The 24,387-nt window shown below is 63.1% G+C and carries 22 protein-coding genes; 13 read left to right on the top strand and 9 right to left on the bottom strand.

The annotated features are described in order from the left end of the window. The first annotated feature begins 6 nt into the window (after positions 1 to 6). Positions 7 to 1,257 carry a PP2C family protein-serine/threonine phosphatase gene (locus BWR02_RS06260; protein WP_139556881.1) on the top strand — a complete coding sequence of 417 codons (1,251 nt, stop codon included), beginning with the start codon at positions 7 to 9 and terminating at the stop codon, positions 1,255 to 1,257. Next, a complete protein-coding gene (locus BWR02_RS06255) occupies positions 1,254 to 1,709 on the top strand; it encodes an ATP-binding protein (RefSeq protein WP_162560043.1) in 456 nt (151 codons plus the stop codon). The genes BWR02_RS06260 and BWR02_RS06255 overlap by 4 nt, the downstream gene beginning before the upstream one ends. Here the strand turns inward: BWR02_RS06255 and BWR02_RS06250 are convergent. After that, entirely contained in the window at positions 1,669 to 3,624 is a 1,956-nt protein-coding gene (locus tag BWR02_RS06250) for a cellulose-binding protein (protein ID WP_139556879.1), read from the bottom strand. The two genes, BWR02_RS06255 and BWR02_RS06250, sit on opposite strands and share 41 nt — an antisense overlap. 205 nt (positions 3,625 to 3,829) lie before the next feature. On the opposite strand from BWR02_RS06250, the gene BWR02_RS06245 reads away from it, so the two are divergent. Further along, complete coding sequence (locus tag BWR02_RS06245) at positions 3,830 to 5,194, top strand: O-antigen ligase family protein (RefSeq protein ID WP_139556878.1); 1,365 nt, start codon at positions 3,830 to 3,832, stop codon at positions 5,192 to 5,194. 91 nt (positions 5,195 to 5,285) lie between these two features. Here BWR02_RS06245 and BWR02_RS06240 read toward each other — a convergent pair whose 3' ends face one another. From BWR02_RS06240 to BWR02_RS06230, 3 genes are all read right to left on the bottom strand, one after another. After that, positions 5,286 to 6,971, bottom strand: a complete 1,686-nt coding sequence (locus BWR02_RS06240; RefSeq protein ID WP_139556877.1) for a lipopolysaccharide biosynthesis protein — start codon at positions 6,969 to 6,971, stop codon at positions 5,286 to 5,288. Then, positions 6,968 to 7,990, bottom strand: a complete 1,023-nt coding sequence (locus BWR02_RS06235; protein ID WP_139556876.1) for a nucleotide-diphospho-sugar transferase — start codon at positions 7,988 to 7,990, stop codon at positions 6,968 to 6,970. Before BWR02_RS06235 ends, BWR02_RS06240 begins: the two co-directional genes overlap by 4 nt. A 122-nt stretch (positions 7,991 to 8,112) precedes the next feature. Further along, on the bottom strand, positions 8,113 to 9,195 hold the full coding sequence (locus BWR02_RS06230; protein ID WP_139556875.1) for a class I SAM-dependent methyltransferase: 1,083 nt from the start codon (positions 9,193 to 9,195) through the stop codon (positions 8,113 to 8,115). 228 nt (positions 9,196 to 9,423) lie between these two features. Between BWR02_RS06230 and BWR02_RS06225 the strand changes: the two genes are divergently transcribed. From BWR02_RS06225 to BWR02_RS06180, 10 genes are all read left to right on the top strand, one after another. Beyond that, on the top strand, positions 9,424 to 10,581 hold the full coding sequence (locus tag BWR02_RS06225) for a glycosyltransferase (RefSeq protein WP_139556874.1): 1,158 nt from the start codon (positions 9,424 to 9,426) through the stop codon (positions 10,579 to 10,581). A gap of 78 nt (positions 10,582 to 10,659) precedes the next feature. Then, on the top strand, positions 10,660 to 11,922 hold the full coding sequence (locus BWR02_RS06220) for a glycosyltransferase family 4 protein (protein WP_139556873.1): 1,263 nt from the start codon (positions 10,660 to 10,662) through the stop codon (positions 11,920 to 11,922). Then, a complete protein-coding gene (locus tag BWR02_RS06215) occupies positions 11,919 to 13,193 on the top strand; it encodes a glycosyltransferase (protein WP_236101977.1) in 1,275 nt (424 codons plus the stop codon). Before BWR02_RS06220 ends, BWR02_RS06215 begins: the two co-directional genes overlap by 4 nt. A gap of 12 nt (positions 13,194 to 13,205) precedes the next feature. Beyond that, positions 13,206 to 14,366 carry a glycosyltransferase family 2 protein gene (locus BWR02_RS06210; protein WP_139556872.1) on the top strand — a complete coding sequence of 387 codons (1,161 nt, stop codon included), beginning with the start codon at positions 13,206 to 13,208 and terminating at the stop codon, positions 14,364 to 14,366. Positions 14,367 to 14,375: 9 nt separating this feature from the next. Continuing rightward, positions 14,376 to 15,359, top strand: a complete 984-nt coding sequence (locus tag BWR02_RS06205; protein WP_139556871.1) for a glycosyltransferase family 2 protein — start codon at positions 14,376 to 14,378, stop codon at positions 15,357 to 15,359. A 20-nt stretch (positions 15,360 to 15,379) separates the two neighbouring features. Beyond that, on the top strand, positions 15,380 to 15,910 hold the full coding sequence (locus tag BWR02_RS06200) for a serine O-acetyltransferase (RefSeq protein ID WP_139556870.1): 531 nt from the start codon (positions 15,380 to 15,382) through the stop codon (positions 15,908 to 15,910). Beyond that, positions 15,903 to 17,213, top strand: coding sequence for a WecB/TagA/CpsF family glycosyltransferase (locus tag BWR02_RS06195; protein WP_139556869.1), 1,311 nt, complete (start codon positions 15,903 to 15,905; stop codon positions 17,211 to 17,213). The genes BWR02_RS06200 and BWR02_RS06195 overlap by 8 nt, the downstream gene beginning before the upstream one ends. Beyond that, positions 17,210 to 17,950 carry a sugar transferase gene (locus BWR02_RS06190; protein ID WP_139556868.1) on the top strand — a complete coding sequence of 247 codons (741 nt, stop codon included), beginning with the start codon at positions 17,210 to 17,212 and terminating at the stop codon, positions 17,948 to 17,950. The genes BWR02_RS06195 and BWR02_RS06190 overlap by 4 nt, the downstream gene beginning before the upstream one ends. After that, entirely contained in the window at positions 17,950 to 19,416 is a 1,467-nt protein-coding gene (locus tag BWR02_RS06185; RefSeq protein ID WP_139556867.1) for a sugar phosphate nucleotidyltransferase, read from the top strand. The genes BWR02_RS06190 and BWR02_RS06185 overlap by 1 nt, the downstream gene beginning before the upstream one ends. A 249-nt stretch (positions 19,417 to 19,665) precedes the next feature. Continuing rightward, positions 19,666 to 20,112: an SH3 domain-containing protein gene (locus BWR02_RS06180; protein WP_129884781.1), complete on the top strand. Its 447-nt coding sequence runs from the start codon at positions 19,666 to 19,668 to the stop codon at positions 20,110 to 20,112. A gap of 97 nt (positions 20,113 to 20,209) precedes the next feature. Here the strand turns inward: BWR02_RS06180 and BWR02_RS06175 are convergent, their stop codons facing one another. From BWR02_RS06175 to sufC, 5 genes are read right to left on the bottom strand one after another with little or no spacing between them, the layout of a single operon-like run. Continuing rightward, entirely contained in the window at positions 20,210 to 20,524 is a 315-nt protein-coding gene (locus BWR02_RS06175; protein ID WP_129884780.1) for a non-heme iron oxygenase ferredoxin subunit, read from the bottom strand. An 11-nt stretch (positions 20,525 to 20,535) separates the two neighbouring features. Then, positions 20,536 to 20,988 carry a Fe-S cluster assembly sulfur transfer protein SufU gene (gene sufU / locus BWR02_RS06170; RefSeq protein ID WP_129884779.1) on the bottom strand — a complete coding sequence of 151 codons (453 nt, stop codon included), beginning with the start codon at positions 20,986 to 20,988 and terminating at the stop codon, positions 20,536 to 20,538. Next, positions 20,988 to 22,253 (bottom strand): SufS family cysteine desulfurase, encoded by a 1,266-nt coding sequence (locus BWR02_RS06165; protein WP_139556866.1) that lies wholly within the window; start codon positions 22,251 to 22,253, stop codon positions 20,988 to 20,990. Before BWR02_RS06165 ends, sufU begins: the two co-directional genes overlap by 1 nt. Continuing rightward, positions 22,250 to 23,578 (bottom strand): Fe-S cluster assembly protein SufD, encoded by a 1,329-nt coding sequence (gene sufD, locus BWR02_RS06160; protein ID WP_139556865.1) that lies wholly within the window; start codon positions 23,576 to 23,578, stop codon positions 22,250 to 22,252. The genes BWR02_RS06165 and sufD overlap by 4 nt, the downstream gene beginning before the upstream one ends. Position 23,579: 1 nt before the next feature. Beyond that, positions 23,580 to 24,338, bottom strand: coding sequence for a Fe-S cluster assembly ATPase SufC (gene sufC, locus BWR02_RS06155; protein ID WP_139556925.1), 759 nt, complete (start codon positions 24,336 to 24,338; stop codon positions 23,580 to 23,582). Between the last annotated feature and the right edge of the window lie 49 nt (positions 24,339 to 24,387).

Genomic DNA, 24,387 nt, shown 5'->3' with positions numbered 1-24,387 from the left:
CGTGCCATGGAAATCCTGCTCGTCGACGACGATCCCACGACGCTGTTGCTGATCGGGCTTCGCTTGCGAACCCTGCAGTTCGACGTCATCGAAGCGCGCGATGGTCTCGAGGCGCAGGCGATCCTCCGGCAGCGATCCGTGGCCCTGGTGCTTTGCGACTGGAACATGGAGGGCATGGACGGCATCGATCTGTGCCGCTGGCTGCGGGCGGATACGAGCCGCCCCTACACCTATTTCATCCTGCTGACGGGACGCAACGACAAACAGTCGTTGATCGACGGCATGGATGCGGGGGCTGACGACTTCCTGGTCAAACCGGTCGATCCGGAAGAGCTCAAGGTCCGGATCAGGGCCGGTCAGCGCCTCATCGAACTGCAGGCACAACTCGCTGAGAAGAACCGGGCGCTGGAACATTTCAACAACGAGTTGCAGCAGCGGTATGACAGTGTCTACCGCGAGCTCGACGGTGCCAACAAGATCTACAGCACACTGTGCCGCGACATCGATGCGGCGGCGAAGTTGCAGCAGTCGTTGCTGCCGTCTCCGGCGACCATCGGTGGAATCCGCAGCGATGGGCTCTTCCTGCCGGCGCAGATGCTGGCCGGCGACATGTTCGGCTACTTCGAACTGGACGCAGACCATCTGGCGTTCTTCATCCTCGATGTGTCCGGTCACGGCGTACCGTCGGCGCTGTTTTCCTTTTCGGTCGCGCAGATCCTTACCCCCAGCGGGGAAAATTACAGCTTGCTGAAACGCCCGAGCACGTCGCCCCCGTACTTTACTCTGACGCCTCCGGCTCAGGTTGCCGCCGAACTCAATGCCCATTTCGCGTCGGCTGACGATCGTGACATCTATTTCACGATGATCTACGGGCTGATTCATCATCCATCCGGTAACGTTACCTTCGTTCAGGCGGGGCATCCGCCGCCGGTACTGGTTCGGGGCGATGGCGGCGGCGCTCGTCACGTGGGGTCCGGCGGGTTCGCGATCGGCTTTTTCCCGGATCTGCCCTATGACGAGATCCAGCTGCAGATGACACCGGGGGATCGGCTGGTCCTCTACTCCGACGGGATCGTCGAGTGCTGTAACGCCGAGGGCGAAGCGTATGGCGTGGAACGGCTGGAGCGCCTGCTGCTCACGCATGCCGGCCGGAGCCTCGAACAGCTGATCCCGGCTGTTCGAGCCGAGCTGCTCGCATGGCGGGGCGTCGCGGAGTTCGACGACGACATCAGCTTGCTGGTCCTGGAGCGCCCATGAGCACGGAAAAGGAAGCGATCGGGGCCGTGCCGGATGGTGTTGCGGCGTCGGTGCGGCTGCAACTCGAGTTCACCTGCGAACTGGGCTCTATCCATTACGCGATCGTTGCGGTCCGGGCCTGGTGCGATCTGACCGAGATCGCCAGCGGGGTGGCCTGGAAGATCGAGCTGGCGGTGGCTGAGGTGCTGAGCAACATTGCCGTGCACGGTTACCGGCAGCAGCCGGGCCAGCCGATCACAATCGTCTGGCACAAGGAGCGCGACCGGCTGCGGATCGAAATCCGCGACCGCGGAGAGCCGATGGCATTGCCGCCCGGTGCAGATTTCCCGGACTCTGCCGAGGAGCGCGGCCGCGGCTGGCCCATCATTCGAGCTTGCATGGACCGCATCGGGTATCGCGTCGAGGACGGCATCAATGTGCTGACGCTGGAGAGGGATCTGCCGGCGGCATGAGGCCGGTCCTCTCGGGGATCGCAGTCGACGGGAGTGCTTGCGAGGGGAGTTCCGGCTGCGCCGGCTTTTCCCGGGCGCGCTCTACCGCGCGCACGGCCGCATCGTATTTCGGAGCGTCCGCCTGATCGCGATATTCCTTGAGTCCCCAGCTGCCCCAGAGCGTGTAAGGCGACACGCTGTTCCATAGGTTGTAGAGACCGCCCCCGGCCGCCTGCCAATCGTCGAGGTGAAGCGCATAAGCTTCTCCCATGCGGGTATCGCGGTTGGCGGCCATCAGCAGTTCGTTCGCCGATTTGTCGTTGAGCGTTTCGGCCAGGCCGACCAGATGCTGACCACCTTCGTAAGCCACCAATTCGAGGCCATGATTGCGGGCGACGGCCGCGCTGAGCCGCATATGCTCGTTCGCTTGGCTCAAGGCGCCCTGTTGCGGGCCGTCATCGAATTCACCGCCGTCGAACACTTCGGCAAACACGCTGTCGAGTCCGCCACCCGGTTGCCGCGCCCAGGACTGCAGTGCCGGAAGATGCTTGGGGTTGCCGATATAGAAACCGAAGTACGGGGCGACTGCGAGGCCCTGTATGCCGTGTTTCACGCAGGGGGTATTGCCTGCTTCGCTTGCCCACAGCGGACACTCCAGCGCCTGTTTCGCCGTCCAGGGGTTCGCCGCCTGCGCACCCATGATGCAGCTCAGGCGGGCCGAATCGGCCGCGAAGACCTGATGCCAGAGGTCGCAGATCTGGGCCGCGCGCATGCCGTACCATTGCAGGCGCTTGCCGAAAGGGGTGTCCTTGGCGTTCGGCCAGCGCGCCAGAGCCTTGGCTTCGACCCACGCTCCCCCCGGGAATGCGGTGTTCCAGACCTCGTTGCTGTATTCGACATAGACTCGGCGCGCCGGCTGCAGGTGGTCGTGAACGTAGGTCGCGAACTGTCGGACATAGTCATCATCCGAGCGAGTGGGCATGTTGACCCAGATGTCGGTTCCGGTTCGGTTGCCGAGAGCCACGATCATTTCGACCGGACCACCATCAGCGTGGTCCGAAACCCAGGTGAAGCGCTCGGGCGATGTCCGCTGGTCCCACCGTTCGGTCCAGGAGGCGTTGGTGTTCTGGAACGCCATGAAACGAATCGCGCGGAACGGGCGCAGGTTCGACAGAAAGGCGGGATGAAAGGGCTGATCGGTTTCGCTGTCCTCGAAGGATCGGCAAGTGCCGTTGTTCGGGCACGCTTCTCCGGTGTCCGAAATGCTGCAGGCGAGGGCGGGATCGGAGGCGCACGCACCACCTTCGGGGAAGATGCGTATGTTGCGGAGGTAGCGCCCGCTTTTGCGTGGATCGGTCGCGGCGATGGTGAGCTGAAACCAGGTCTGATTCCCGTCCGTGGTCACATCGAGGACGTCCCGTCCGGGCTTGGAGAGCGCCGCGTTCCGCGTGGCGCCGCGGCCGTAGACCAGACGTCCCTCGCCGTCGTAGCGCACCACGAAGCGGCCGGATGTGCGAAGCGGGCTGAGGCCCGTCGGAATCAGTGTGCTGACCGACGTAAAGTTGGTGTGGTTGACGGTGCCCTGGCTGACGTCGGGGAGGCTTCTCGGGTAGCCCTTTTCGTCCAGGTCCAGTTTGTCCTGTTCCTTGGTATTCCAGCTGTTGGCGCCGGCAACCCCGAATAGCCCGTCGGCGCAATAGGGATCCTGGCGCGGGTCGCACTGCGTGAGCCAGGGCGATGCCATTTTCGCCAGATTGACGAATGCCGCCTCCGTGCCCCAGTACGCCAAGCCTTCGATATTGACGCCGAGTCGCAGCGGCCGCTGTTCCGGGGTGGGGTCGGTCCGGTTGCACCCGGCCGTGATCAATGCCACCGAAAGTATCCAGGCTGCTCGAGCCAGAACCCAACGCGGTGATTGTTCGGTGAATGCGATCATCGTCTTCCGATCTCCTTCATGCCGCGGATACCGAACGTATCGAACGGGCCACACCTTGATTTTCGAGCAGGGTCCTGCGCCGTGCGCGTTCGTCGCGGAGCCGACGGCTGGGTATACTTTGATACCCCGACCAACCCCCAGCGTGGGCGTGGGCGAGTTTTGAGGCCGCCTGCAGCCACATTTCATATCGGCCACAGCAACTGACGTGCTCTCCTACATCACCTTTATACCGGGTGTTCTGGCCTACCTACTGGCGAACCGTCGTTCCGTGCCGTTTGCGTTTCTTCGCGTCTACCTGCCGGTCGTGCTGCTGCTGCCGGATTACTACCGCGCCATCACGCCGGGCATCCCGGATCCGAACTTCAGTCAGAGTGCCGGTGTCGGTCTGTTCATCGCCTACGCGATGGCCGGCTTTCCCGGATTTGTTTTCAGCGCAACCGATCTCTGGGTCCTATTTTACGCCTTTTGTGTGGGTTATTCGGAGTATCGCGCGTCCGGGTACGCGGATGCGCAAAATCTCATTTTCGGGATGCTTTTCGGCGGTATCGCACCGTATGTTTTTGCCAAGGGGCTGATCGAGCCTTATGGCCTGCGGGTCGTATTCGCGAAAGTCTGCGTGCTGTGCTTCTCGTTCGTGGCTTGCGTCGATGTCATCGAAACCCGCTTGGGGTTCAATGCATGGCGTTGGTTATTCGACCGGTTTTTTCCAGGCCAGGGTCAATCCTGGGTGACGACCTTTCGTTTTGGCCTGGCCAGAGCGGCCGGCCCCTACGCGCATGCCCTGCTGAACGGGATCATGATGCTCGTCGCGTTTCGGATGCAGCGCTGGCTGGAGTGGACGGGCGCGTGGCCCGCCGATTGGCCGGCGCGCTGGCGATGGATGCCGATCAAGCCGGCACGGATGTTGACGCTGATCGTGACGGGTGGATTGGTCTTCTCGCTGGCGAAAGGTTCCTGGCTGGCATCATCTGTCGGCGCGACGCTGACCGCGGTGGGGCGGGTCAAGAGCCATCGTTTTCTGGCAATGGTGGGCATCCTGAGCGCCCTGGTATTGGTGGGTATACCGGCTGCCGCCGGTTTCATTGCGTATGCATCGGTCGGGCGAGAGAATGCCAAGGATGCCAATCAGGAGACCTCGGCCTACCGTTACGAGATGATCGAGGACTACATTGATATCGCTGCCCAGGAGCCCTTATGGGGGTGGGGATTGACCAAATGGCCAGCAATACCCGGTATGGCGTCCATCGACAATCATTATCTGCTCTTGTTGCTGATGCACGGGCGTCTGGCGATGGTTGCTTTTCTTTATCTGTTGCTGGGAACGATGATTCGGTTGGTGGTTTACGGCATGCGACAGCCACCGGGTGGGCCTCGCGGTGGCGCGCTGTCATTTACCCTCGCTGGGATCTTTGTCGGCTATACGATCGCGATCGCGACGGTCTTCATGGGACAGCAGACCATTCCGATGTTCTTCATGCTGGTGGGTTGGGCGGAGAGTTACATGATTCGCCGGACGCCCGAGGGAGGAGGCACGGCGATCGGTCCCTTCAACTTCCGTCGCGTGCTGTAGGTCTCATCTGTTTCGAGACGCCCTCGGTGCAGATCCGCACTGATCCCGTCACGAACTGACGGCGATTGATTGCGATACTCCCCGGCGATCGTCAGGCGCGGCGCGGCGACAAGCGCCGGGTCAGCAGGTCGCCGAGGCTTTGCCTTTCCTCGCGCGTGCTCACCAAGGCAATCAGCAAGCCCAGCGTGAGTACAAGGTAGCCGGTGCCCGTCAGGGCCAGGATGCCGAGCGAGTGGAGACGGGGTAACGTGGTCAGGTCGAGTTGTCTCTCGATGGCGTAGGCCAGTGCGTAGCCGATGCCGTAGGGTAGTGCCCCCACCAGAACCACATCCCTGACATAGCGCAGGAACGACAATTTCAGCTGGCCGACGGTATAAATCAGGACGATCACGCTGCTGGTGATTCTCGACCACATGGCCGCTTCGGCGATATGGAGCACGGTGGGAGTTCCACGCATCAGGATCCAGGCCAGAGCACCCGCAAGCACCAGACCCTGAGGCAGCAGGAACCACCACAGCGTGGCGCCGACCCGATGGGTGGCCTGCGCATAGGTGGTTGCCGGTCCGGTGAGCGCCTGCACGTGAAAGCCGAGCGCCGCGTAGAGCAGCACCGTGCCCGCCTCCTCGTAAGGGATCGACTTGCCCATCCAGGCGGTAATCAGTGCGAGGGCAAAGGGCGCCAGGAAACCCATCGCCAAACCGTTCAGCAGGTTCAGATAGCGCGAGGACTTGACGTAAAGACGCTGGAGCTCCTGGTGCTGATCGAGGCTGTGCAAATGCGTGAACGCCGACAGATAGGTGTTCGTTGCCGCATTGAAGATCTGGGAGATCATCACCGGAAACTTCTGGCCGATATCGAGCAGGCCTACGGAGCCCACCCCCTTGGTCAGATAGCCGGCGATGGCGCGTTCGCTGGTATTCAGAAACATCGCGATGACACCGATCAGCTGCAGCGCGCCACCATAGCGGTAGAACAGCCGGAACTCGTCGCGCCCCAGGCCTCGAAAGCGAATGCGGAATCCGGGGAGGATGCGGGGGAACCAGGCCAGCATGACCATCAGCGCGAAGATCGAACGCAGTACGTAGGCAGCCAGGAGTCCCGCGAGTCCCCATCCTTTGATCAGGAAAACGACGATCAGGGCCGTCTCCAGTAGGAAGCTCAGAACGTTGACGATCGTTTGCTCGGCGTTGCGGTGGATACCCTGGAGCACGTAGCCATAGGGCAGCAGCAGATCGAGCAGCATTGCGCCGATGACGCTCAGGATCGACACGCCGGCAATGCCCTGCAGTTCCGGTTCGATGTGAAACCAGCGAAACAGAATGGGCATGCACGCGTAGAGTGCGATGATCAGCGCAGCGCTCACGGTTCCGGTCAACAGGATACCGGCGCCGACGAGCCGGCCGATGCGCTCCATTTCGCCGCGCGCATAGTATTCCGCGGAGTAGCGGATGTAGACGCCGGCAATACCGAATGTGCCCATGCCGATGTAGCCGATCAGCAGAAAGCAGGTCGCCCAGATGCCATATTCCTGCAGGCTAATGTGTTCGAGGATAAACGGGGGCAGTGCAACGCGGGTTAGGAGGTACAGGCCCCGTCCGCCGATCTGAGCAGCGGCATTGCGGAAAACCCGCGACGGGGCGCCGCCCGCTGCGGGGCTGTTATCGGTCGATTGGCCCTTGGGCGGGTCCGCTGTCGGGGCGCTGCGCTGCCCATCTTCGACGCTCGAAGGCGGGCGTTCTTCGGCAGGGATCGGGTCGGGTCCGCTGTCCTGGCTCACGCACGTTCCCCCGCCGGCCGACGCCCGGAGCCTTTCACCGCCCTGACCAGATCGATCAGCATCGCGATGGGCAGGCCGGTCAGAGCCGCATGATGAAATCCCAGCAGGCGGAACAGCCGCGCCATCGGACTGAGGTGTTCCAGCCACGGCAGCGGGGCGTCCAGTTGGTTCCGGTAGCTTTCGGCCGCAAAAGAATAGGGAGACAGCTCGATATAGAGATTTTGCAAGCGGGTCTTGATGTCGCTTGCGCGCCGCTCGGGCGCGAGGCTGGTCCAGGGCTTCCAGCCCTGGCAATGGATGAACGCCGGAGGGCCATGCCGCAGGTTCGCGAGGCGCTCGCGTGTCGTATACGCCGAAAAACCGAAATACTGCAGGATGTCGCGGCCGCGCTGCAGGACGTACATGGGCGTCTCGGCAAAGGGTTCGGCGCCGAGCAAGGCGCTTAGCACGTCTTGATCCCCCATCAGATGGATCGGGCGCCGGTGCCAGAAATCCTTTTGCGCCGCCCGATAGCGCTCGTCCTCCAGCAGGACCTTCCAGCGCTTGAGCAGGTCGAGATGCAGCGTGGACACGCGCATCACGCCGGTGTTCAGGCTGTAGGGAAGCGAGCGGGCTACCGGGAATCCCCAACCGCGCGTCCGGGCCCCGTCGTCGCGATAAGCACCATACAGCGCTTCCTCGCAGACGACCAGCGTGGCGGGCGGGATATCCCGGTACCGCTCGATGAAGTTCCCGGTGACGATGATGTCCGAGTCCAGCCACCAGACTTCGTCGTGGCCTTCTGCGAGCAGTCCGAGCAACGCGTCCGCCTTGATGTTCCAGCCGGAACTTCCCGATACGCGCGCGGTGCGTAGCGTGCAGCCCGGTATCGTGGCGGCCACCCAGCGCGCGAATTGGGGCGACGCCGGGGGATAGGTGAGGACGATGGGGGTATCGGGGCAGTGGCGTGCCAGGCTCAGCAGCAGCAGCTTGACCGCGATCTCTTCCTTGGTCCGGTCTTCGGTAATGCAGATCACCATGGCTGCGATGCTCCCCGTATGCGCGCAGGCGCATTCTCGCTTCGATCGATGTCGTCGGCAACCGAGCCGACGGCTGGGTAATCGGTGCCTGCCGTCGACGGGCAGTCGTGCGCTGTGGCCGGCTATGCCAACGGCCGGTTACCGACCACGATCAGTTCTTCGCCGCGGCGCGGATCGCGGAAGGCCCGCCAGTCCATCCAGATCGCGGCCAGCCTTTCCGTCAGCAATGGCGGGGTCCCGGTCCGATGGGCTGTCCCGGTGCGGATGCGGTTGCTGGCGTCCAGGAACCACGCGCTGACCGGACCGATCGGCTTCAAGGATAGGTTGCGGAATCCGGCTTCGGTGCAGGCCCGTAGCAGCGCATCGGCCGTGAACAGCACCAGATGTCGGGGGGGTTCCAGACCGCGCCAGTGCGGTCCGAAGCGGGCATGACCTTGTGCGTCCATGTTTGGCGTTGCCACCCACAGCGTTCCGCCAGGTTTCAGCAGGCGCAAACACTCCGCCAGGGCGTGCCGGGGATCGTGCACATGCTCGATCACCTGGCTAAGCGTGACCGCATCGTAAGTGCCGCCGGGCAATCCGGTATCGGGGAGACCACCTTGATGAACCGTCAGGCCCTGAGCGCAGGCCGCGGCGGTGGCTTGCGGGTCGAACTCGAGCCCCTCGGCACGATACCCGATCGCCTCGGCAATGCGGAGAAAGTTGCCGTCACCGCAGCCGATGTCCAGCAGACGCGCTTCTGCCCCGGGGGGCGGGAGATGGCGTACATCACGCTCGGCGAAGTCGCGCGCGTAGGGGAACAACGGCGCCAGCCGCCCCCCGAGTGCGGATGAGGGTTGCCGGCGTAAGTGTCGAAATCGCCGGTTCAGGTAACCATTGCGCCAACTCGGCAGACGGCGACCGAGAAAGCTGGCGTCAGACAGCCAGCGCGGCTCGGGGGTTGTCGAATGTGTGTAGTAGCTGGCGTAGGCCAGGCCAATGGTTGCCGGCGTGGGGCGGGGATCCAGATAACCACAGCCGCATCCCTGACAGCGGAACATCTGCCAACGTCCCGGCGCGCAAAAGAAGATGCCGTCGACCAGTGCCGGGTGGGCCAACTGCCGGTCTGCGGTCGCGCAGACAGGGCAGGCTGGCTGAGCCTCCAGTCCGTCCGATGGCCAGTCCGAAGCCGGTGCGCGCGGTGGCGATGTGTTCGAGTCGGGCACGTTGAGCCTCCTTGACGGATCTGCGGATGCATCCGACTGACACGTTGCACTCCGCGCTTTTTCTTTGAGGGCGCAGGCGCCATGTCCGCCCGTGCGATGGTTACTCTACCGCGTAACGCTTTAGTGGAGTAATCTTTCACCCGGTTTAGGCATCGGCGAATCTCGGATGGCCCCGCGGCTGTTCCGGGTTCGCGGACGAGAATAACAAAAATAGGGACGTCGGCAGTTATGCGGGCTCTGATACCCTGGCGGTGGACGGCTGAGCGCTGGTTGACCGATCGGCTGGGCTACCAGCGTCGTTTCAGTTCTTCGCCGCTGCATCGGGTGTTGCTGATCAGCGCGCCCAATGAACTGTGCCACACGCAGCTTTATCCATTTCTTTTTCATCGCAAGGCGCTGCGCCAGGCCCCCGGCATCGAACTCCGGGAGCTGCCACTGGCTGCTTTCCGCGCCGGAGGGCACGTGTTCGCCCGGCAACGCGTCGACGTGGTCTGCGTGCAGACCTGGTTCGACCTGTCAGACGACGAGCTGCGGCAATTGCTTGAACAGGTCCGGACGGCCTTTCCCGAGGCCAGGATCGCCTACTTCGACTGGTTCGCGCCGACCGATTTGCGGTATGCACAGGCCGTCGACGACTCCGTTGCCGTTTATCTGAAGAAGCAGGTTTTTCGGGATCGCGGTGCCTACTCACAGTCGACTCGCGGGGACACCAACCTGACCGATTACTTCTCCTGCCGCTACGGCCTCGATCTGCCGGAGACGCGTTTCAGCATTCCGGCGGGCTTCTTTCGAAAATTGGTGCTGGGCCCCAATTTCTGTTTTTCCGCGCATATGCTTCCCTATTTCCTCGGCGACTTTCCCGAGTCGCCGAAGGCGTTTGACGTGCACGCGCGCATCGCGGTCAAGGGCACGGAGTGGTATACCCGAATGCGTCAGGAAGCGCTGGATGTCGTCGAGGGCATCTCCGGCGTCCGCCTGGTCAGCCGCGGGCGCGTTCCACGCAGCGAGTACTTCAAGGAGTTGTTCGCCAGCAAGATCTGCTTCAGCCCGTTCGGTTATGGTGAGGTGTGTTGGCGCGACTATGAAGCGGCGTTCGCCGGCGCGCTGTTGATCAAGCCGAACATGGATCACATCGAGAGTCGGCCGGACATTTTTCAGGCGCACCGGACCTACGTGCCGGTGCAATGGGATCTCAGCGATCTCGAGGAGACGGTCCGGTACTACCTGGATCACGCGGACGAACGCATCGAAATTGCCCGGTGCGCATTTGATACGGTGAAGGCCTACCTCGAGCAGAATGCTTTCCTGGATGACATGAAGCCGTTCTGGGAGCGACTGCTGCCCGGCGACACGGATGCCGGCGGACAGAGCCTCCCCCGGTCATGAACAGGGGGGGCAGCTATTGCGCTCGAAAGGATGCATATCGCGTGGAAGCGCATCTGAGCTTCGCTTTTGGGGGTTGAAATGGCAACGCAATCGACACCACGCGTGTTGCTGTCGGCGTATCAATGCGGACCGGGGATGGGGTCGGTCTCGCAGCTAGGCTGGCAGTGGTATTCGCGGCTTGCCCGGCTGGTTCCGGTCACACTGCTGACTCACGTCAGGAACCGGACGGCGCTGGCCGAAGCCGGTGCCCCGCTGCCGGATAGCGAGGTGCTCTACGTCGACACCGAATGGCTCGCCGGACCCCTGTACAAAGTGATGAGCCGGCTGTTTCCGCATAGTCAGCACACGGTGTTCCTGTTTTCCTCGGTCGATTACTTCGTCTACGACCGGGCCGCGCTGCGCGCCGTCGCCGCGCGGACGGCCGCTGGCGCTTGGGACATCGTGCACGTGCCCACGCCGGTTTCGCCGATGGCGGCGACGCTGCTGTATCGGACCGGGCTGCCCCTGGTCCTGGGACCGTGGAATGGGGGTTTGACCAATCCCGAAAACTTTCCCGAGATACTCCGGGCGGAGGCCGCATGGACCTATCCGCTGCGCAACCTGGGCAAGCTGATCAATGCCGTGCGCCGGTCGACCCGGAATGCCTCCGCGATTCTGGTCGCCAACCGCAGCACGCGCGATGCGGTGCCCGCCGGCGACCGTGACCGTTGCCGCTTGATGATCGAGAATGCCGTCGACACCGATGTCTTCCGGGCTGTCGGCTATCCGGCTCCCCCGTCGCAGCGGCAACCGCTCCGTCTGGTTTTCGTAGGCCGATTGATTCCGGTCAAGGGAGTCACGATGTTGCTCGAGGCCGTGCAACGCTTCCGATCCCGCCAGAGGGTCGAACTGATGTTGGTCGGCGATGGGCCGTTGGCCAGCGAACTTCAGCGTGAGGTGGCAGAGCGGGGGCTGGACGATTGCGTGACCTTCGCCGGAGAACGGTCGCCCAAGGAGGTTGCCGAGTTGATCGGTGCTGCGCATTTGTTCGTGCTGCCTTCCGTGCGAGAGTCGGGGGGAGCGGTGTTGCTGGAGGCGATGGCGTGCGCGCGCCCCGTGGCAGCCATCGCGTATGGCGGACCGGCCGAGATCGTCGATGAGGGCGTCGGGCGCGCGATTCCGCCGGAGGGACGGACCCCGGTGGTTGATGAACTGGTCAAGGTCTTCGAGGAGGTGACGGCGAACCCGGCACAGTGGGCTGCCAAGGGACGGGTTGGCCTGGAACGCGTTAGGGCTCATTACACCTGGGATGCAAAGATCAAGCAGGCGTTGGCGCTATACGGGGAGTTGTTGCACCGATGAATGCCGCTGAATCATTGATGCATAAGCCCGAGGGTCCGACTGTCGCTTATCTGGTCAGTCAATACCCGTCTTTTTCCCACACCTTCATACTGCGTGAGATCGCCATGCTGCGCCGGCAGGGCTTCATTATCCGCGTTGCCTCGGTGAACCCACCCGACCGTCCGCTCGACAAGCTGACGAACATCGAGCGCGCCGAGGCACAGGCCACGCACTATCTGAAGCAACAGAGCGCAAAGTCGATTGCAACGGCCTTGATCTGGGCCTTCCGGACGCACCCGGCGGGTACGCTGCAGTCCTTGCTGTTTGCCTGGAAGCTGGCCCGGTGGGATTGGTACCGACTTGTCTTCAATCACTTCTACTGGCTGGAAGCCTTGCTGGTCGGCCACTGGATGCACGAGCAGGACTGCCGGCACCTCCACGTGCATTTCGCGACTCCGGCGGCCACGGTTGGCCTCCTGGCGCGGAAGGCCTTTCCGATTCGCTTTTCGATGACGGTGCATGGGCCGGACGAGTTTTACGATGTGCCCGGATACGCGCTGCGCGAAAAGGTTGCGGGTGCCGATTTCATACTCTGCATCAGTCACTTTGCGCGCAGCCAACTGATGAAGCTCTCATTGCCGTCCGACTGGGACAAGCTGCATGTCTGTCGCCTGGGGGTGGATCCGACCGAGTTCAGACCGGTTGCCAAAAATGAGCCGGACCAGCCCTTCACCATCGTTTCCGTTGGGCGACTGTCGGAAGCGAAAGGCCCGGTGATCCTGTTGCGTGCCATTCACCGGTTGAAGCAGGATGGCCGGTCGCTGCGGCTCATCTTGGTCGGCGGGGGACCGCTCGAGAACCTGCTCAAGGACTGGGTGGCGCGCCACCATCTGACTGATACGGTGCGGCTGACCGGGCCGGTCGATCAGGACCACATTCGTGACCATTACGCGTCGGCCGATTGTTTCGCGCTCGCCAGCTTTGCCGAGGGTATCCCGGTAGTCCTGATGGAGGCGATGGCCATGGCGATTCCCTGCGTCACCACGCATATCACCGGGATCCCGGAACTCATCCAGAATGAACAGGACGGGTTGCTGGTCGCTCCCGGCGATGACGTCGGACTCGCTGCGGCGATCGGGCTGCTGATGGATGATCCGGCATTGCGCGAACGGCTCGGGCGGGCCGGGCGTCAACGCATCCTGCGGGAGTATGACCTGGAGCGCAACGTCGGGACCTTGGGCGAGACCCTCCGCCGACTGCTACGGTTGTCGCTAACCCCTCCTGGCGCTTGACCGAGGTTACCGGTGTTTTTCGAAACGCTCGCCCTGCTGCTGCTCGCCGTCACGCTGCCCGGCACCGTAGAACTGGCGTTTCTGACCGCGAGCGCATGGTTCTATCGCCCGCCGGAAGGCGTGATGGCATCGCGGTCGCTTCCACGCATTGCCGTTGTGATTCCTGCCCATGACGAGAGCACGGCCATCCTTCCCTGCCTGGCCTCGCTTCGCGCCTGCGAGCAGCCAGGTGCCGACTGGGCCATGATCGTGATCGCCGACAACTGCACGGACGACACGGCCGAGGTGGCGGCCCGGGCGGGCGCGCGCGTTATCACGCGGCATGATCCCGAGCGTCGCGGCAAGGGGCATGCGCTGGACTTTGCTTTCCGACAGTTGCTCGCCGAGGGTTTCGGCGCGTTTATCGTGGTGGACGCGGACAGTCTGGTCGAGCCGAATTTCCTGAGAGCGTTCGCGGCCCGCTTCGCCGCCGGAGCGGAGGCTTTGCAGTGCGTCTATCGGGCTCCGGAAACCGAAGCGGACGCCAGGACTCGGCTTCGCGGTCTGCTCTGGTTCGCTTTCAACGTCGTCAGGCCAAGAGGCCGGGAGCACTGGGGGCTCTCCGTCGGAATCCTCGGTAATGGCTTCGGCGTGACGCGGGACGTGCTGATGCAGGTGCCCTACGAAGTCAGTTCGATCACCGAGGATCTCGATTATCACCTGCGACTGCTGAGCGCAGGGTGCCGGGTCGAGTTTCTCCCGGACACCTCGGTCTACTCTGCGTTGCCGGCCGGGGAGTCCGCCGCCGGCACCCAGCGTGCGCGTTGGGAGGGCGGGAGGATCGCCGCGATTCGCGAGTGGACGCCGTGCCTGATCCGGGCGCTCGGCCAGGGGCGCGCCTGGGCGCTGGAGCCTTTGCTCGAACTGTGGTTGCTGCCGCTGTCGTATCACGTCATGCTGCTCGTTCCGCTGCTGTTGATTCCGAGCGCTTGGGCGCAGCTCTATGGCCTCATCGCGCTCCTGATCGTCGTGGTGCATACGGTCACGGCCGTGGGGCTGGGCGGCCGGTGGCGAGACCTGCTACTCCTCGCCCAGATCCCCGTGTATCTATTGTGGAAGCTGCGGATGCTGCCGGAAGTGATCGCAAAGGCGGGAAGGAACGCCGTGTGGGTTCGTACCGAGCGGTCGTCATAGGGCAACAGCATGAACACGTGTCCCGATGTGTCTTTGGTGATCGTCTCCTTCAACACCCGCGACCTGACACGCGAGTGCCTGACAGCCGTGTTCGCCGAGTTGGACCGGGGCAGCATTGCCGGCGAAGTGATCGTCGTCGACAACGCATCCCGGGATGGCTCGGCCGACATGATCGAACGCGAATTCGCCCGGGTCAGACTGATGCGCAGCGAAGTCAATCTTGGCTTCGGCAATGCCAACAATCTCGGTTTCGGTAGCTGTTCCGGTCGCTTCGTGGTCCTGCTCAACACCGATGCGTTTCTGGCTACCGGGGCGTTGGCGCAGGCTCTGACTCACATGCACGAGACACCCCGGGCCGGCCTGGGAGGCGGGCTGCTGAAGAGTCGGGACGGCAGTGATCAACCCTCGGCTCGCTCCTTTCCGACGCCGTGGCTGGAACTGCTGTCCTTTACCGGTCTGGCGGCGCGCTACCCGCACAGCCGGGTGTTCGGTCGCCTGGACCGGACCTGGGCGGATCCCGCGGAAGCGAGTCAGGTCGACTGGGTGCCCGGCGCGTTTTCCATTATCCGGCGCGAGGTGCTCGATCAGGTCGGGCCGTTCGATCCGCGATTTTTCCTCTATTACGAAGAAGTGGACCTGTGTCGGCGCATCCGGCAAGCGGGCTGGGAGATCTGGTACTGGCCCGACATCGTCGTCACCCACATCGGCGGCGAATCGTCCAAGACCGTGACTCACCTGACGATGGCGTCCGGCGGGGCGCAACTGACGCTTTGGCGCATGCGCAGCCAGTTGCTCTACTATCGTCGGTGGCACGGCGCCTGGGTTGCCTGGTGGGCCAGCCGACAGGAAATGGTCTGGCATGGGTTGCGGGCCTGGCGCAACCGAGCGCGCAACGCCGCCAAGTGCGAGGAGTCCGAAACCACGCTGCGCCTCTGGCGGCAGGCCTGGGAGGACACGGCCGCAGGCGCTGTCTCGCCTCCCCAGCCCTGGTAATCGTTTTTGGGGCGCACGCCATGTTCGAGAATTTGCGTGAAGACTGGGATACGTATCAGCGGGACTGGACCCGGCAAGGCTTCTGGGTCATGGTTGTCTATCGTTTCGGACGCTGGCGTTATGGCATCCGCCAGCGTTGGCTCCGGCTTCCGTTCTCCTTCGTTTACAAATTATTGAAGGTCGGGTCGCAGATCCTCACCGGTATCGAACTCCCGTGCGAGGTGACCTTGGGACGGCGCTTCCTGATCGAGCATTTCGGCGACATCATCATCAGCGGAGACACGGTGATCGGCGATGACGTGATCGTGCGGAACGGGGTCACCATCGGTCTGCGCCGGACTGGCGAACGCGGAGCGCCGGTGATCGGCCATCGCGTCGACATCGGCGCCGGCGCCAAGATCCTGGGGTCCATCCGCATCGGCGACGACGTTGCAATCGGGGCAAATGCGGTCGTTATCGTCGATGTGCCTGCGAACTCGCTGGCCGTTGGCGTGCCGGCCCGGATCATTCCGCGTCGCTCGGTGAGCCGTGGTGAGGGATCCGATGTCTGACGCCGATCAGATCCCCGGGCCGCTCGGAAAAGCGCGGCACTCGGCCTGGCGTCGCAACGTCGCGCCTGTCCTTCGGGTCATTTACGCCGGTCTTCCTCGCTTTATCGATGTGTCGCTGAGCGCGGCCCTCATCCTGTTGCTGTCCCCGGTCTTTGCGGCAAGAGCTGTGCAGGCCAAGCTCAGTTGCGGGTACCTGTTCGAGCGCGAAGCGATGTTGGGACGTCACCGTGAGTCGTTTGATCGACTGCGCTTCGCCGGCCCCGCCTTTGGTCGCGAACTCCCGGTGCTGATGAATATATTCCGGGGCGACATGAGCTGGGTTGGACCGAGACCGCGGGCCGTTGACGAAGGCGAACGTGCCGCGGATGCGGAAGGCATCGTGTTTCTGCAGCGTCCGGGCCTGATCTCGGTGTTCCATCTCAGGAAGAATGTCGGCATCGCCTACGAGCCGGAGGAGGTGGTGGAACGCGACCAGTTTTTCGGAGATGGCATCCGCAGGAATCTGGGTGTCATGGCACGGTTTGCGGTCAGCTCTGCGCTCGGCGGCGACAGCGCGCTGCCTGTCCCTCCCACCATCGATTTTTTCGGGGTGCCGGTCGTCAACACGACGATGGACGAAGCGCTCGACTGGCTGTTGGCCCGGGCTGCAACGCCATCCCGCACGCTCGCCGCCTTCGTCAACCCCGATTGCCTCAACATCGCATACCGCAATGACGACTATCGCGCGGTCCTGCAGCAGGCGGAACGGGTGCTCCCGGATGGTATCGGGCTGCGCATCGGCTGCAATCTGCTCGGTGTCGCAATGCAGGCCAATGTCAACGGGACGGACCTGTTTCCGCGTATCTGCGGCCACGCAGCCGAGGCGGGCGTGCCCATCTACTTTCTGGGCGCCAAGCCCGGGATTGCCGAACTGGCCGCACAGAAGATGCAGGAGCGGTTTCCGACGCTGCGCGTGGTCGGCACGCACCACGGGTATTTCACACCCGATGAGGAAGCGGATGTCATCCGCAGGATCAACGCTTCCGGTGCCCGTATCGTGTTCGTGGCGTTCGGCGCACCGCGCCAGGAACTGTGGTTGGCCAGGCATCACTCGTCCCTGGCACCATCCGTCCGCCTTGGGGTGGGGGCCGCCTTCGACTTCTATTCCGGACAGATCCGCCGCGCGCCGCAATGGATGCGCGAAGCGGGTATCGAGTGGGCCTATCGCCTCTACCTGGAGCCGGGGCGGATGTGGCGTCGCTACGTGGTAGGTAACCCCCTGTTTCTCTACCGGGTCTGGCTGCAGTCGAGGGAATCGCGATGATCGAGTTTGCCGAGACGGAACAGGACCGCTTGAGGGCACGCGTGCTCGAACGTTATGCCGATCCTCGTCTGCGCAGCTCATTGCAGCACGGGCGGCTGGTCTTCAAGCGGATGCTGTGGCTCGGTGTGCTAAGGGGAACCTACGTCCTCAAGCGCGCCTTGGACATCGTCGTCTCGGGTGCGGGCTTGGTATTGCTCACGCCGGTTTTCATCGGCGTTGCCGCCGCGATCCGGCTGGAGTCGCCCGGGTCGGTCCTCTTTCGACAGACGCGGGTCGGACGTTGGGGACAGTTGTTTTCGATGTACAAGTTCCGGTCGATGTACATCGATGCCGAGGCACGCAAGCAGACGCTGCTCGCGGCCAATGAAATGCGCGGTGGCGTGATCTTCAAGATGAAGGAAGATCCGCGGATTACCCGCGTCGGGCGCCTGATCCGGCGCGCCTCGCTGGACGAACTGCCGCAGCTGTGGAATGTTTTCATCGGCGACATGTCCCTGGTCGGGCCGCGCCCCCCGGTACCGGCGGAAGTGGATCAATACTCGTTGGCAGATCGCCGGCGCCTCGAAGTCATCCCCGGCATCACCTGCATCTGGCAGATCTCCGGCCGTTCCGACATTCCGTTCGAGGAGCAGGTGCAGCTCGACGTGCACTATATCGAGTCGCAGTCGCTGTTCGCCGACCTGCGGATACTACTCTGGACCATCCCGGCCGTGCTGCTCGGGAAGGGAGCCTATTGATGACCCATGTAATCGTACTGGCCGATCGCTGCGGACGGGAGTTGCGTCCACTGACAGAGCGCTGTCCCGTCGCCTTGCTTCCGGTCGCGGCCAAGGCGTTGCTGGTGCATTGCATCGAAGATATCGGAATGGCCGGCCTGCGGGACCTGACGCTGGTCGTCTCCGAGCATGCCGACCTCGTCCGGGCCGAAATCGGCACCGGTGCCCGCTGGGGCTTGCGCATTGACTACCTGCCGAGTCGTGGGGAAGAGCGCCCCGATGAATTACTGGGTCGGCTGACCCTGGCGTCCGACCGCCCTCGGCTGGTGCTCCGGGGCGATGTGCTGAGGGCGCCTTGCCTCCGCAACTTCCTGGAAGCACTCCCGTCCGCCGCAAGCGAGCCCTCTCATCTGGTATTCGCCGATCGCCGCGTCGGTGCGATCTACTTGCCGGCGGGCGTAGCCGGGACGCCCGGTGTCCAGACACTGGCCTGGAATGAGATTGCCGCCGACGCCGCCCACGACATGGGTCGGCAGTGCGCATCGGATGGGTACCACTCCGCGCTCGAGGACGTTGCTGCCTATCACCGGGTGAATCTCGATGCCGCTTGCGGTCGGGTGCCCGGGCTGCTGTTGCCCGGGCGGCAAGTGGCGGTGGGCTTGACGGTCGGACGGCACAGCCGGGTGTCGCCGCGTTCGCTGCGGCAGGGTGTTGCACTGATCGGATCGAACGTCCGCATCGATAGCCGCGCGAAGCTGCACGGAGAAGTGGTCATCGCGGACGATGTCTTGGTCGATCAGGAGGCGGATATCCAGGACAGCGTCATTTTGCCGAACACCTACATCGGTCAGTTGGTCGACATCCGTAACGCAATCGTGTTCGGTGCCGAGATTCTTCGGGTCGACACGGGCGCGCACCTGCATGTGAACGACACCTTTCTGGTGGCTGATCTGGGTCGCCACGGGAATCTGGATTATCTGATGCGGCCGTTGAACCGTCTGGCCGGCTTGGTGCTGCTGGCGTTGTCGTTGCCGCTGTGGCCCGTGGCTGCCGCTCTGGTGTTGCTTCGGAATCCGACCCAGCCAATGAAATGGTTGTGCCTGCGCGGTAATCGCATCGAACTGAACGAATTCGGGATTCGTCAACGCCGAGCCTTCAGGGCCGTGGAGTGGAATTGTCGCCCTCCGGTCTTGCGTTACCTGCCGCGCCTGTTCGCGGTCGTGAGCGGCGATTTGCGTCTGGTTGGAACCTTGCCAATCACCGAGGCGCAGGCTGTTGAGCGGATCGAACCCTGGCAACGGGAAGCGGATCGGGCGCCGGCCGGACTGATCGGTCCCAGCCAATTGCTACTACCGGGTGATGCCTTGGAAGAGGAGATCGTGCTGAGCGATGCCGTCTACACCGGACGCCGCAGCTTTAGACAGAATTTGTCCTATCTGGCTCTGGCCTTGCGCACGCTCTTCACCCGCCGCGCGTGGTTAGGCTGAGGGATAAGCACCGCGGCGTTCGCCGGGTTGACAGTCTGAATCAGCGCTGTCTAGGATAGCTCAGATGCCCACTACGCCGATCGAGCCGGCTGCGAGCTCCATTCTGCGTGAGTCAGATTCCGTCCGGCGCCCGTCAGTGTCGACCCGTCATGCTCGCACCGTGGTCGGCACCGGTCAGCGAGCCAACATGCGCCGTCAGCGCCTCCCGGATGCCGGGCGAGGTGCTTCCGAAAAAAGAGGAGTATTCCGATGCGAAGAGCTGCAGCACTATTCGCGGCCTTGATGGTCGTTTCGCTTTCCGGGTGGGGAGCATCCATGAAGAGCATCGGGAAGGATGCGGTTAACGTCCGAAAGGCGCCGAAGCTCGACAGCGAGGTTTTGTACGAAACCCACATTGGTTACCCGATTGAGATCGACAAGACTCAAGGAGACTGGGTGCGTTTCAAGGATTGGCAGGGGACGGTGGGCTGGGTCCACAAGCCGCTCGTCAGTGACGTCAGGACAGCCGTGGTCGTGGGCGATGACGTAAACGTCCGCAAAGGGCCGGGTTCCGAACACGCGGTCGTGAAAAAAGTGGCCAAGGGCGAGGTCTACAAGGTCACCGGGCACAAGGGCGAATGGGTCAAGATAGCGTATTACATTGAAGGCGAAGAAATCGGGTGGGTCCGCAAGGACATGTTGTGGGGCTCACAGTAGGCGAGTGGCCAAACTTTTCAGGGCGCCGGTCGAACCGTTGAGATGGGTTGCAATCCGGGAGCTTCGGCCAGTCTCCCGGGGAAGCGTCGATCACGCGTCAGGGCGCCTCGCGCAACTGGATACGGCCATCGCGCACCCGCACGCTGAAGCAATCCAGATCCTCATAGGCCGGCGGTTTCATGACCTTTCCGGTCTTGAGGCAGAAGCGGGCGCCATGCCGGGGGCAGATGATCTGGTGCCCCTCGATCCGGCCGCTGGCGATTTCGGCATCGTCGTGCGTGCACCGGTCCTCGATCGCGTAGTAGTCGCCGTCGATCTGGAAAATCGCGACGGCAATGCCGTCGAAATCGACCACGCAGGGTAACCCCGGTTCCACGTCGCCAACGCTGGCGACATCGATCCAATCCTCCATCTCGGCAGTCCTTATTCGGTGCTGACGGTTGTTGCCTCGTCGGCCAGCGCAGCCTCCAGCGAATGCCAGGCCAGGGTCGCGCATTTGACTCGCGCCGGGTAGGCGCGCACCCCGGCCAACACGGCGAGCTTGCCAAGATCTTCCAGCTTTACGTCGTCATCCTGGCCCGTCGTTATGCGATGGAAGGTTGCGAACAACTCATGTGCCTGCTGTTCGGTCAGCCCGCGCACGACCTCCGTCATGATGGAGGCGGAGGCCGTCGATATGGCACAGCCCTGTCCCTGGAAGCTGACATCTTCAATGACCCCGTCACGGAGCTTCAGGTAGAGCGTGATGCGATCGCCGCACAAGGGGTTGAATCCGTCGATCTTCCGGGTGGCATCGTCGATGACCCGGAAGTTGCGCGGGTTGCGATTGTGATCGAACACCACTTCCTGGTAGAGATCACGGATCTGATCGAGCATTAAGCGAAAACCTCGATAACTTGTTGGATACCGTCCATCAGCGCGTCGACTTCCTGCGCGGTGTTGTAAAGCGCGAACGAAGCCCTCACCGTGGCCGGCACGCCGAAGAAATCCATGACGGGCATCGCGCAATGGTGGCCGGCACGAATGGCGATTCCGAGCTGGTCGAGCAGGGTCCCGACGTCATGCGGATGCACCCTCTCCAGCGTAAACGACAGAATCGCGCCCTTGTCGTGTGCGGTACCGATCACCGTCAGCCCCGGAATATGCATCGCCCGTTCCGTCGCATAGCTCAGCAACCGATGCTCGTGCTCGGCGACGGCTGTCATGCCGATTTCCTGCAGATAGTCGATCGCCGTGCCTAGCGCGATGGCGTCGGCAATGGCTGGCGTGCCGGCCTCGAACTTATAGGGCAGTTCGTTGTACTCGGTCTTGTCGAACGTGACCTGCCGGATCATGTCGCCGCCGCCCTGATAAGGCGGCATCGCCTTCAGCAGGGCCTCCTTGCCGTACAGGACGCCGATGCCGGACGGACCGTAGAGCTTGTGGCCGGAGAACGCAAAGAAATCGCAATCGAGCGCATGGACGTCGATGGGCATATGCGGAGCGGATTGCGCGCCGTCAACCATAACCGGGATGCCGCGGCGATGGGCTCTGTCGATGATCGTCTCGATCGGATTCACCGTGCCCAGGGCGTTTGACATATGGACCACCGACACCAGACGTGTCCGGTCGTTCAGCAAGCGCTCGAAAGCCTCCATGTCCAGTTCACCGCGTCGGTCGATCGGCACGACCTGCAGCGTGGCGCCGGTCTGCGCGCACAGCATCTGCCAAGGCACGATGTTGGAGTGGTGCTCCATGGCGGTGATCAGGATCTCGTCGCCGGCGCCGATGTTCGCGCGACCGTAGGTCTGGGCGACGAGGTTGATCGCCTCGGTCGTGCCGCGGACGAACACGATCTCGCGCGCCTTGGCGGCGTTGATGAAGCCCCGCACCTTTTCCCGCGCACCCTCGAACAAATCCGTCGAGCGCTGGCTCAGGGTGTGCACGCCGCGATGCACGTTGGAGTAGTGCCGCTGATAGACTTCGCTGATCGCATCGATCACGGCCCGTGGCTTGTGCGTCGTCGCGGCATTGTCGAGATAGACCAGCGGCTTGCCGTGTATGGTTTCCGCGAGGATCGGGAAATCCGCCCGAATGCGGGCGACGTCGAAGTGGTGCGGGTCCGCGACCGGGCGCGGACGCTGTGCGAGGGCAATGCTCATAGCCAATCCTTCCTGATTCCAGCCTCCGGGAACAGCGCCAGCAGGGCATCCTGGGCGATATCGCGAAAACCTGCCAACGATATCCCGTCAACCAGGGTGTTGGCGAACGCGAATGTCAGCATGTTGCGCGCCGATACCGGGTCGACGCCGCGCGACTCCAGATAGAAGATAGACTCCGGGTCGAGCTGCCCGACCGCGACGCCATGAGCGCACTTGACGTCGTCCGCATGGATTTCGAGCTGCGGCTTGGTGTCGATCTCGGCTTCGTCCGACAGCAGCAGGTTGCGGTTATTCATTTGCGCGTCGGTCTTCTGTGCCTGCGGTTCCACGACGATCCGACCCTGGAACACGCCACGCGAGCGGTCGGACAGCACGCCGCGGTAGTTCTCGCGGCTGGTGCCATGGGCGCCTCGATGGCGGACCCGCGTGTGGCTGTCGACGTGACGGCGGCCCTGGCCGACGAACAGGCCATCGAGCGCGCATTGGCCGCTTTCCGCGAGGTCGACGTGAATCTCGTTGCGGACGAGCAGGCCGCCCAGGCTCAGATTCGTATGGTTGAAGTGGCCGGCAGTGCCGACATCGACATAGAACCCGCCGAAGCGGAAGGCACGTTCGCTGGCGCCGTGCAGCAGGTAGCCGTCGAGCTGCGCCCTTTCGCGGATGACCGCCTCGGTGATCGATACCGCCAACGAGCCCGCGGACTCCATCGAGAGATGGGTTTCGACGAGCGCCGCCTGTGCTCCGGACTCCAGTATGACCAAGTTGCGAAGATTGGTTGCAGCTTCGGGCTCGGACGCAATATGGATGATCTGTACCGGCCGGGACAGTACCGTGTCCGCCGGCACGTGCAGCAGTACGCCGTCCGTGAAGAACGCGGTATTGAACGAGACGAAGCCGTGGTGCGACGTCTGACCCACGACGCGTCCGAATTCCGCCTCGACCGCGGCCGGCGGATTAGCGAGTGCCGCCGACATCGCCTGCACGGTGACCCCTTCCGGCACGTCATCTACGTCGGACAAGCGTGCCGAGAAATGGCCATCGACGAAGACCAGCGACCACGCGTCGTTCAGGCGGTAGCGCTTCAACCAGCCCGCATCGGCAGCAGCGTCCCCGGGGGGGATCAGCGGCTTGAACCGCTTCTTCTCGATGGCCGATACGTTCGTATATCGCCAATCCTCGTCGCGGGGCGACGGAAATCCCTGCTGGTCGAACTGGGCCAGTGCCATCCGGCGTGCGTTGTTGACCCAAGTGCTGCCGGCGCCCGGCAGCTGTTCGCCCAGGGCGTTGAAATGCTCGCAGTAATCGGGGTTCGGGCCGGGACTCATCTCAGGCCACCGCTGCCATTTCTTGTTCGATCCACCCATAACCTTTCTTCTCGAGTTCGAGCGCGAGGCTGGCGTCCCCGGATTTGACGATCCGGCCCTGGGCCAGCACATGGACAAAGTCGGGCTTGATGTAGTCGAGCAGACGCTGGTAGTGTGTCACCAGGATGAACGAGCGTTCTGCGGTGCGCAGCGCATTGACGCCATCCGCTACGACCTTAAGCGCATCGATATCGAGTCCGGAATCGGTTTCGTCGAGGATGCACAGCCTGGGTTCCAGGATCGCCATCTGCAGTATTTCGTTGCGCTTCTTTTCGCCGCCCGAGAAGCCCTCGTTGACGCCTCGGTACAGAAACTGCTCGTCGAGGTCGAGGCTGCGGATCTTCTCCTTGACCAGACGCAGGAAGTCCATTGCGTCGACTTCACTCTCGCCGCGATGTTTGCGCTGCGCGTTCAACGCCGCTTTCAGCAGATAGATGTTGCTGACTCCGGGAATCTCGACCGGATACTGGAAGGCCAGGAACACGCCTTCACGGGCGCGCTCCTCGGGTGCCATGTCGAGCAGGTTTTGTCCGCGATAGGTCACCGTGCCGCTGGTTACTTCGTACCCGCTGCGGCCGGCCAGCACATGGGACAGCGTACTCTTGCCCGAGCCGTTCGGACCCATGATGGCGTGGACCTCACCCGGACTGACCTGCAGATCGATCCCTTGCAGGATCGGCTTGTCTTCGACGCGGGCGTGTAAGTTTTCGATGTCGAGCATCATGACTATGACCTGAATGAAAAATCCTTGATGAAACCGGGCCGTGCCG

The sequence above is a fragment of the Methylotetracoccus oryzae genome (assembly GCF_006175985.1).
GTDB classification, from domain to species: Bacteria; Pseudomonadota; Gammaproteobacteria; order Methylococcales; family Methylococcaceae; genus Methylotetracoccus; species Methylotetracoccus oryzae.
Note: the sequence above shows the minus strand (reverse complement) of the source record. Positions and strands in the feature narration are given on the sequence as shown.

What these genes read in the sequence shown, in the direction of transcription:
- BWR02_RS06260 (WP_139556881.1), top strand. Translation starts at nt 7, where the DNA reads ATGGAAATCCTGCTCGTCGACGACGATCCCACGACGCTGTTGCTGATC.
- BWR02_RS06255 (WP_162560043.1), top strand. Translation starts at nt 1,254, where the DNA reads ATGAGCACGGAAAAGGAAGCGATCGGGGCCGTGCCGGATGGTGTTGCG.
- BWR02_RS06250 (WP_139556879.1), bottom strand. Translation starts at nt 3,624, where the DNA reads ATGATCGCATTCACCGAACAATCACCGCGTTGGGTTCTGGCTCGAGCA.
- BWR02_RS06235 (WP_139556876.1), bottom strand. Translation starts at nt 7,990, where the DNA reads ATGGTGATCTGCATTACCGAAGACCGGACCAAGGAAGAGATCGCGGTC.
- BWR02_RS06225 (WP_139556874.1), top strand. Translation starts at nt 9,424, where the DNA reads ATGCGGGCTCTGATACCCTGGCGGTGGACGGCTGAGCGCTGGTTGACC.
- BWR02_RS06220 (WP_139556873.1), top strand. Translation starts at nt 10,660, where the DNA reads ATGGCAACGCAATCGACACCACGCGTGTTGCTGTCGGCGTATCAATGC.
- BWR02_RS06215 (WP_236101977.1), top strand. Translation starts at nt 11,919, where the DNA reads ATGAATGCCGCTGAATCATTGATGCATAAGCCCGAGGGTCCGACTGTC.
- BWR02_RS06205 (WP_139556871.1), top strand. Translation starts at nt 14,376, where the DNA reads ATGAACACGTGTCCCGATGTGTCTTTGGTGATCGTCTCCTTCAACACC.
- BWR02_RS06200 (WP_139556870.1), top strand. Translation starts at nt 15,380, where the DNA reads ATGTTCGAGAATTTGCGTGAAGACTGGGATACGTATCAGCGGGACTGG.
- BWR02_RS06195 (WP_139556869.1), top strand. Translation starts at nt 15,903, where the DNA reads ATGTCTGACGCCGATCAGATCCCCGGGCCGCTCGGAAAAGCGCGGCAC.
- BWR02_RS06190 (WP_139556868.1), top strand. Translation starts at nt 17,210, where the DNA reads ATGATCGAGTTTGCCGAGACGGAACAGGACCGCTTGAGGGCACGCGTG.
- BWR02_RS06185 (WP_139556867.1), top strand. Translation starts at nt 17,950, where the DNA reads ATGACCCATGTAATCGTACTGGCCGATCGCTGCGGACGGGAGTTGCGT.
- BWR02_RS06180 (WP_129884781.1), top strand. Translation starts at nt 19,666, where the DNA reads ATGCGAAGAGCTGCAGCACTATTCGCGGCCTTGATGGTCGTTTCGCTT.
- BWR02_RS06175 (WP_129884780.1), bottom strand. Translation starts at nt 20,524, where the DNA reads ATGGAGGATTGGATCGATGTCGCCAGCGTTGGCGACGTGGAACCGGGG.
- sufU (WP_129884779.1), bottom strand. Translation starts at nt 20,988, where the DNA reads ATGCTCGATCAGATCCGTGATCTCTACCAGGAAGTGGTGTTCGATCAC.
- BWR02_RS06165 (WP_139556866.1), bottom strand. Translation starts at nt 22,253, where the DNA reads ATGAGCATTGCCCTCGCACAGCGTCCGCGCCCGGTCGCGGACCCGCAC.
- sufD (WP_139556865.1), bottom strand. Translation starts at nt 23,578, where the DNA reads ATGAGTCCCGGCCCGAACCCCGATTACTGCGAGCATTTCAACGCCCTG.
- sufC (WP_139556925.1), bottom strand. Translation starts at nt 24,338, where the DNA reads ATGCTCGACATCGAAAACTTACACGCCCGCGTCGAAGACAAGCCGATC.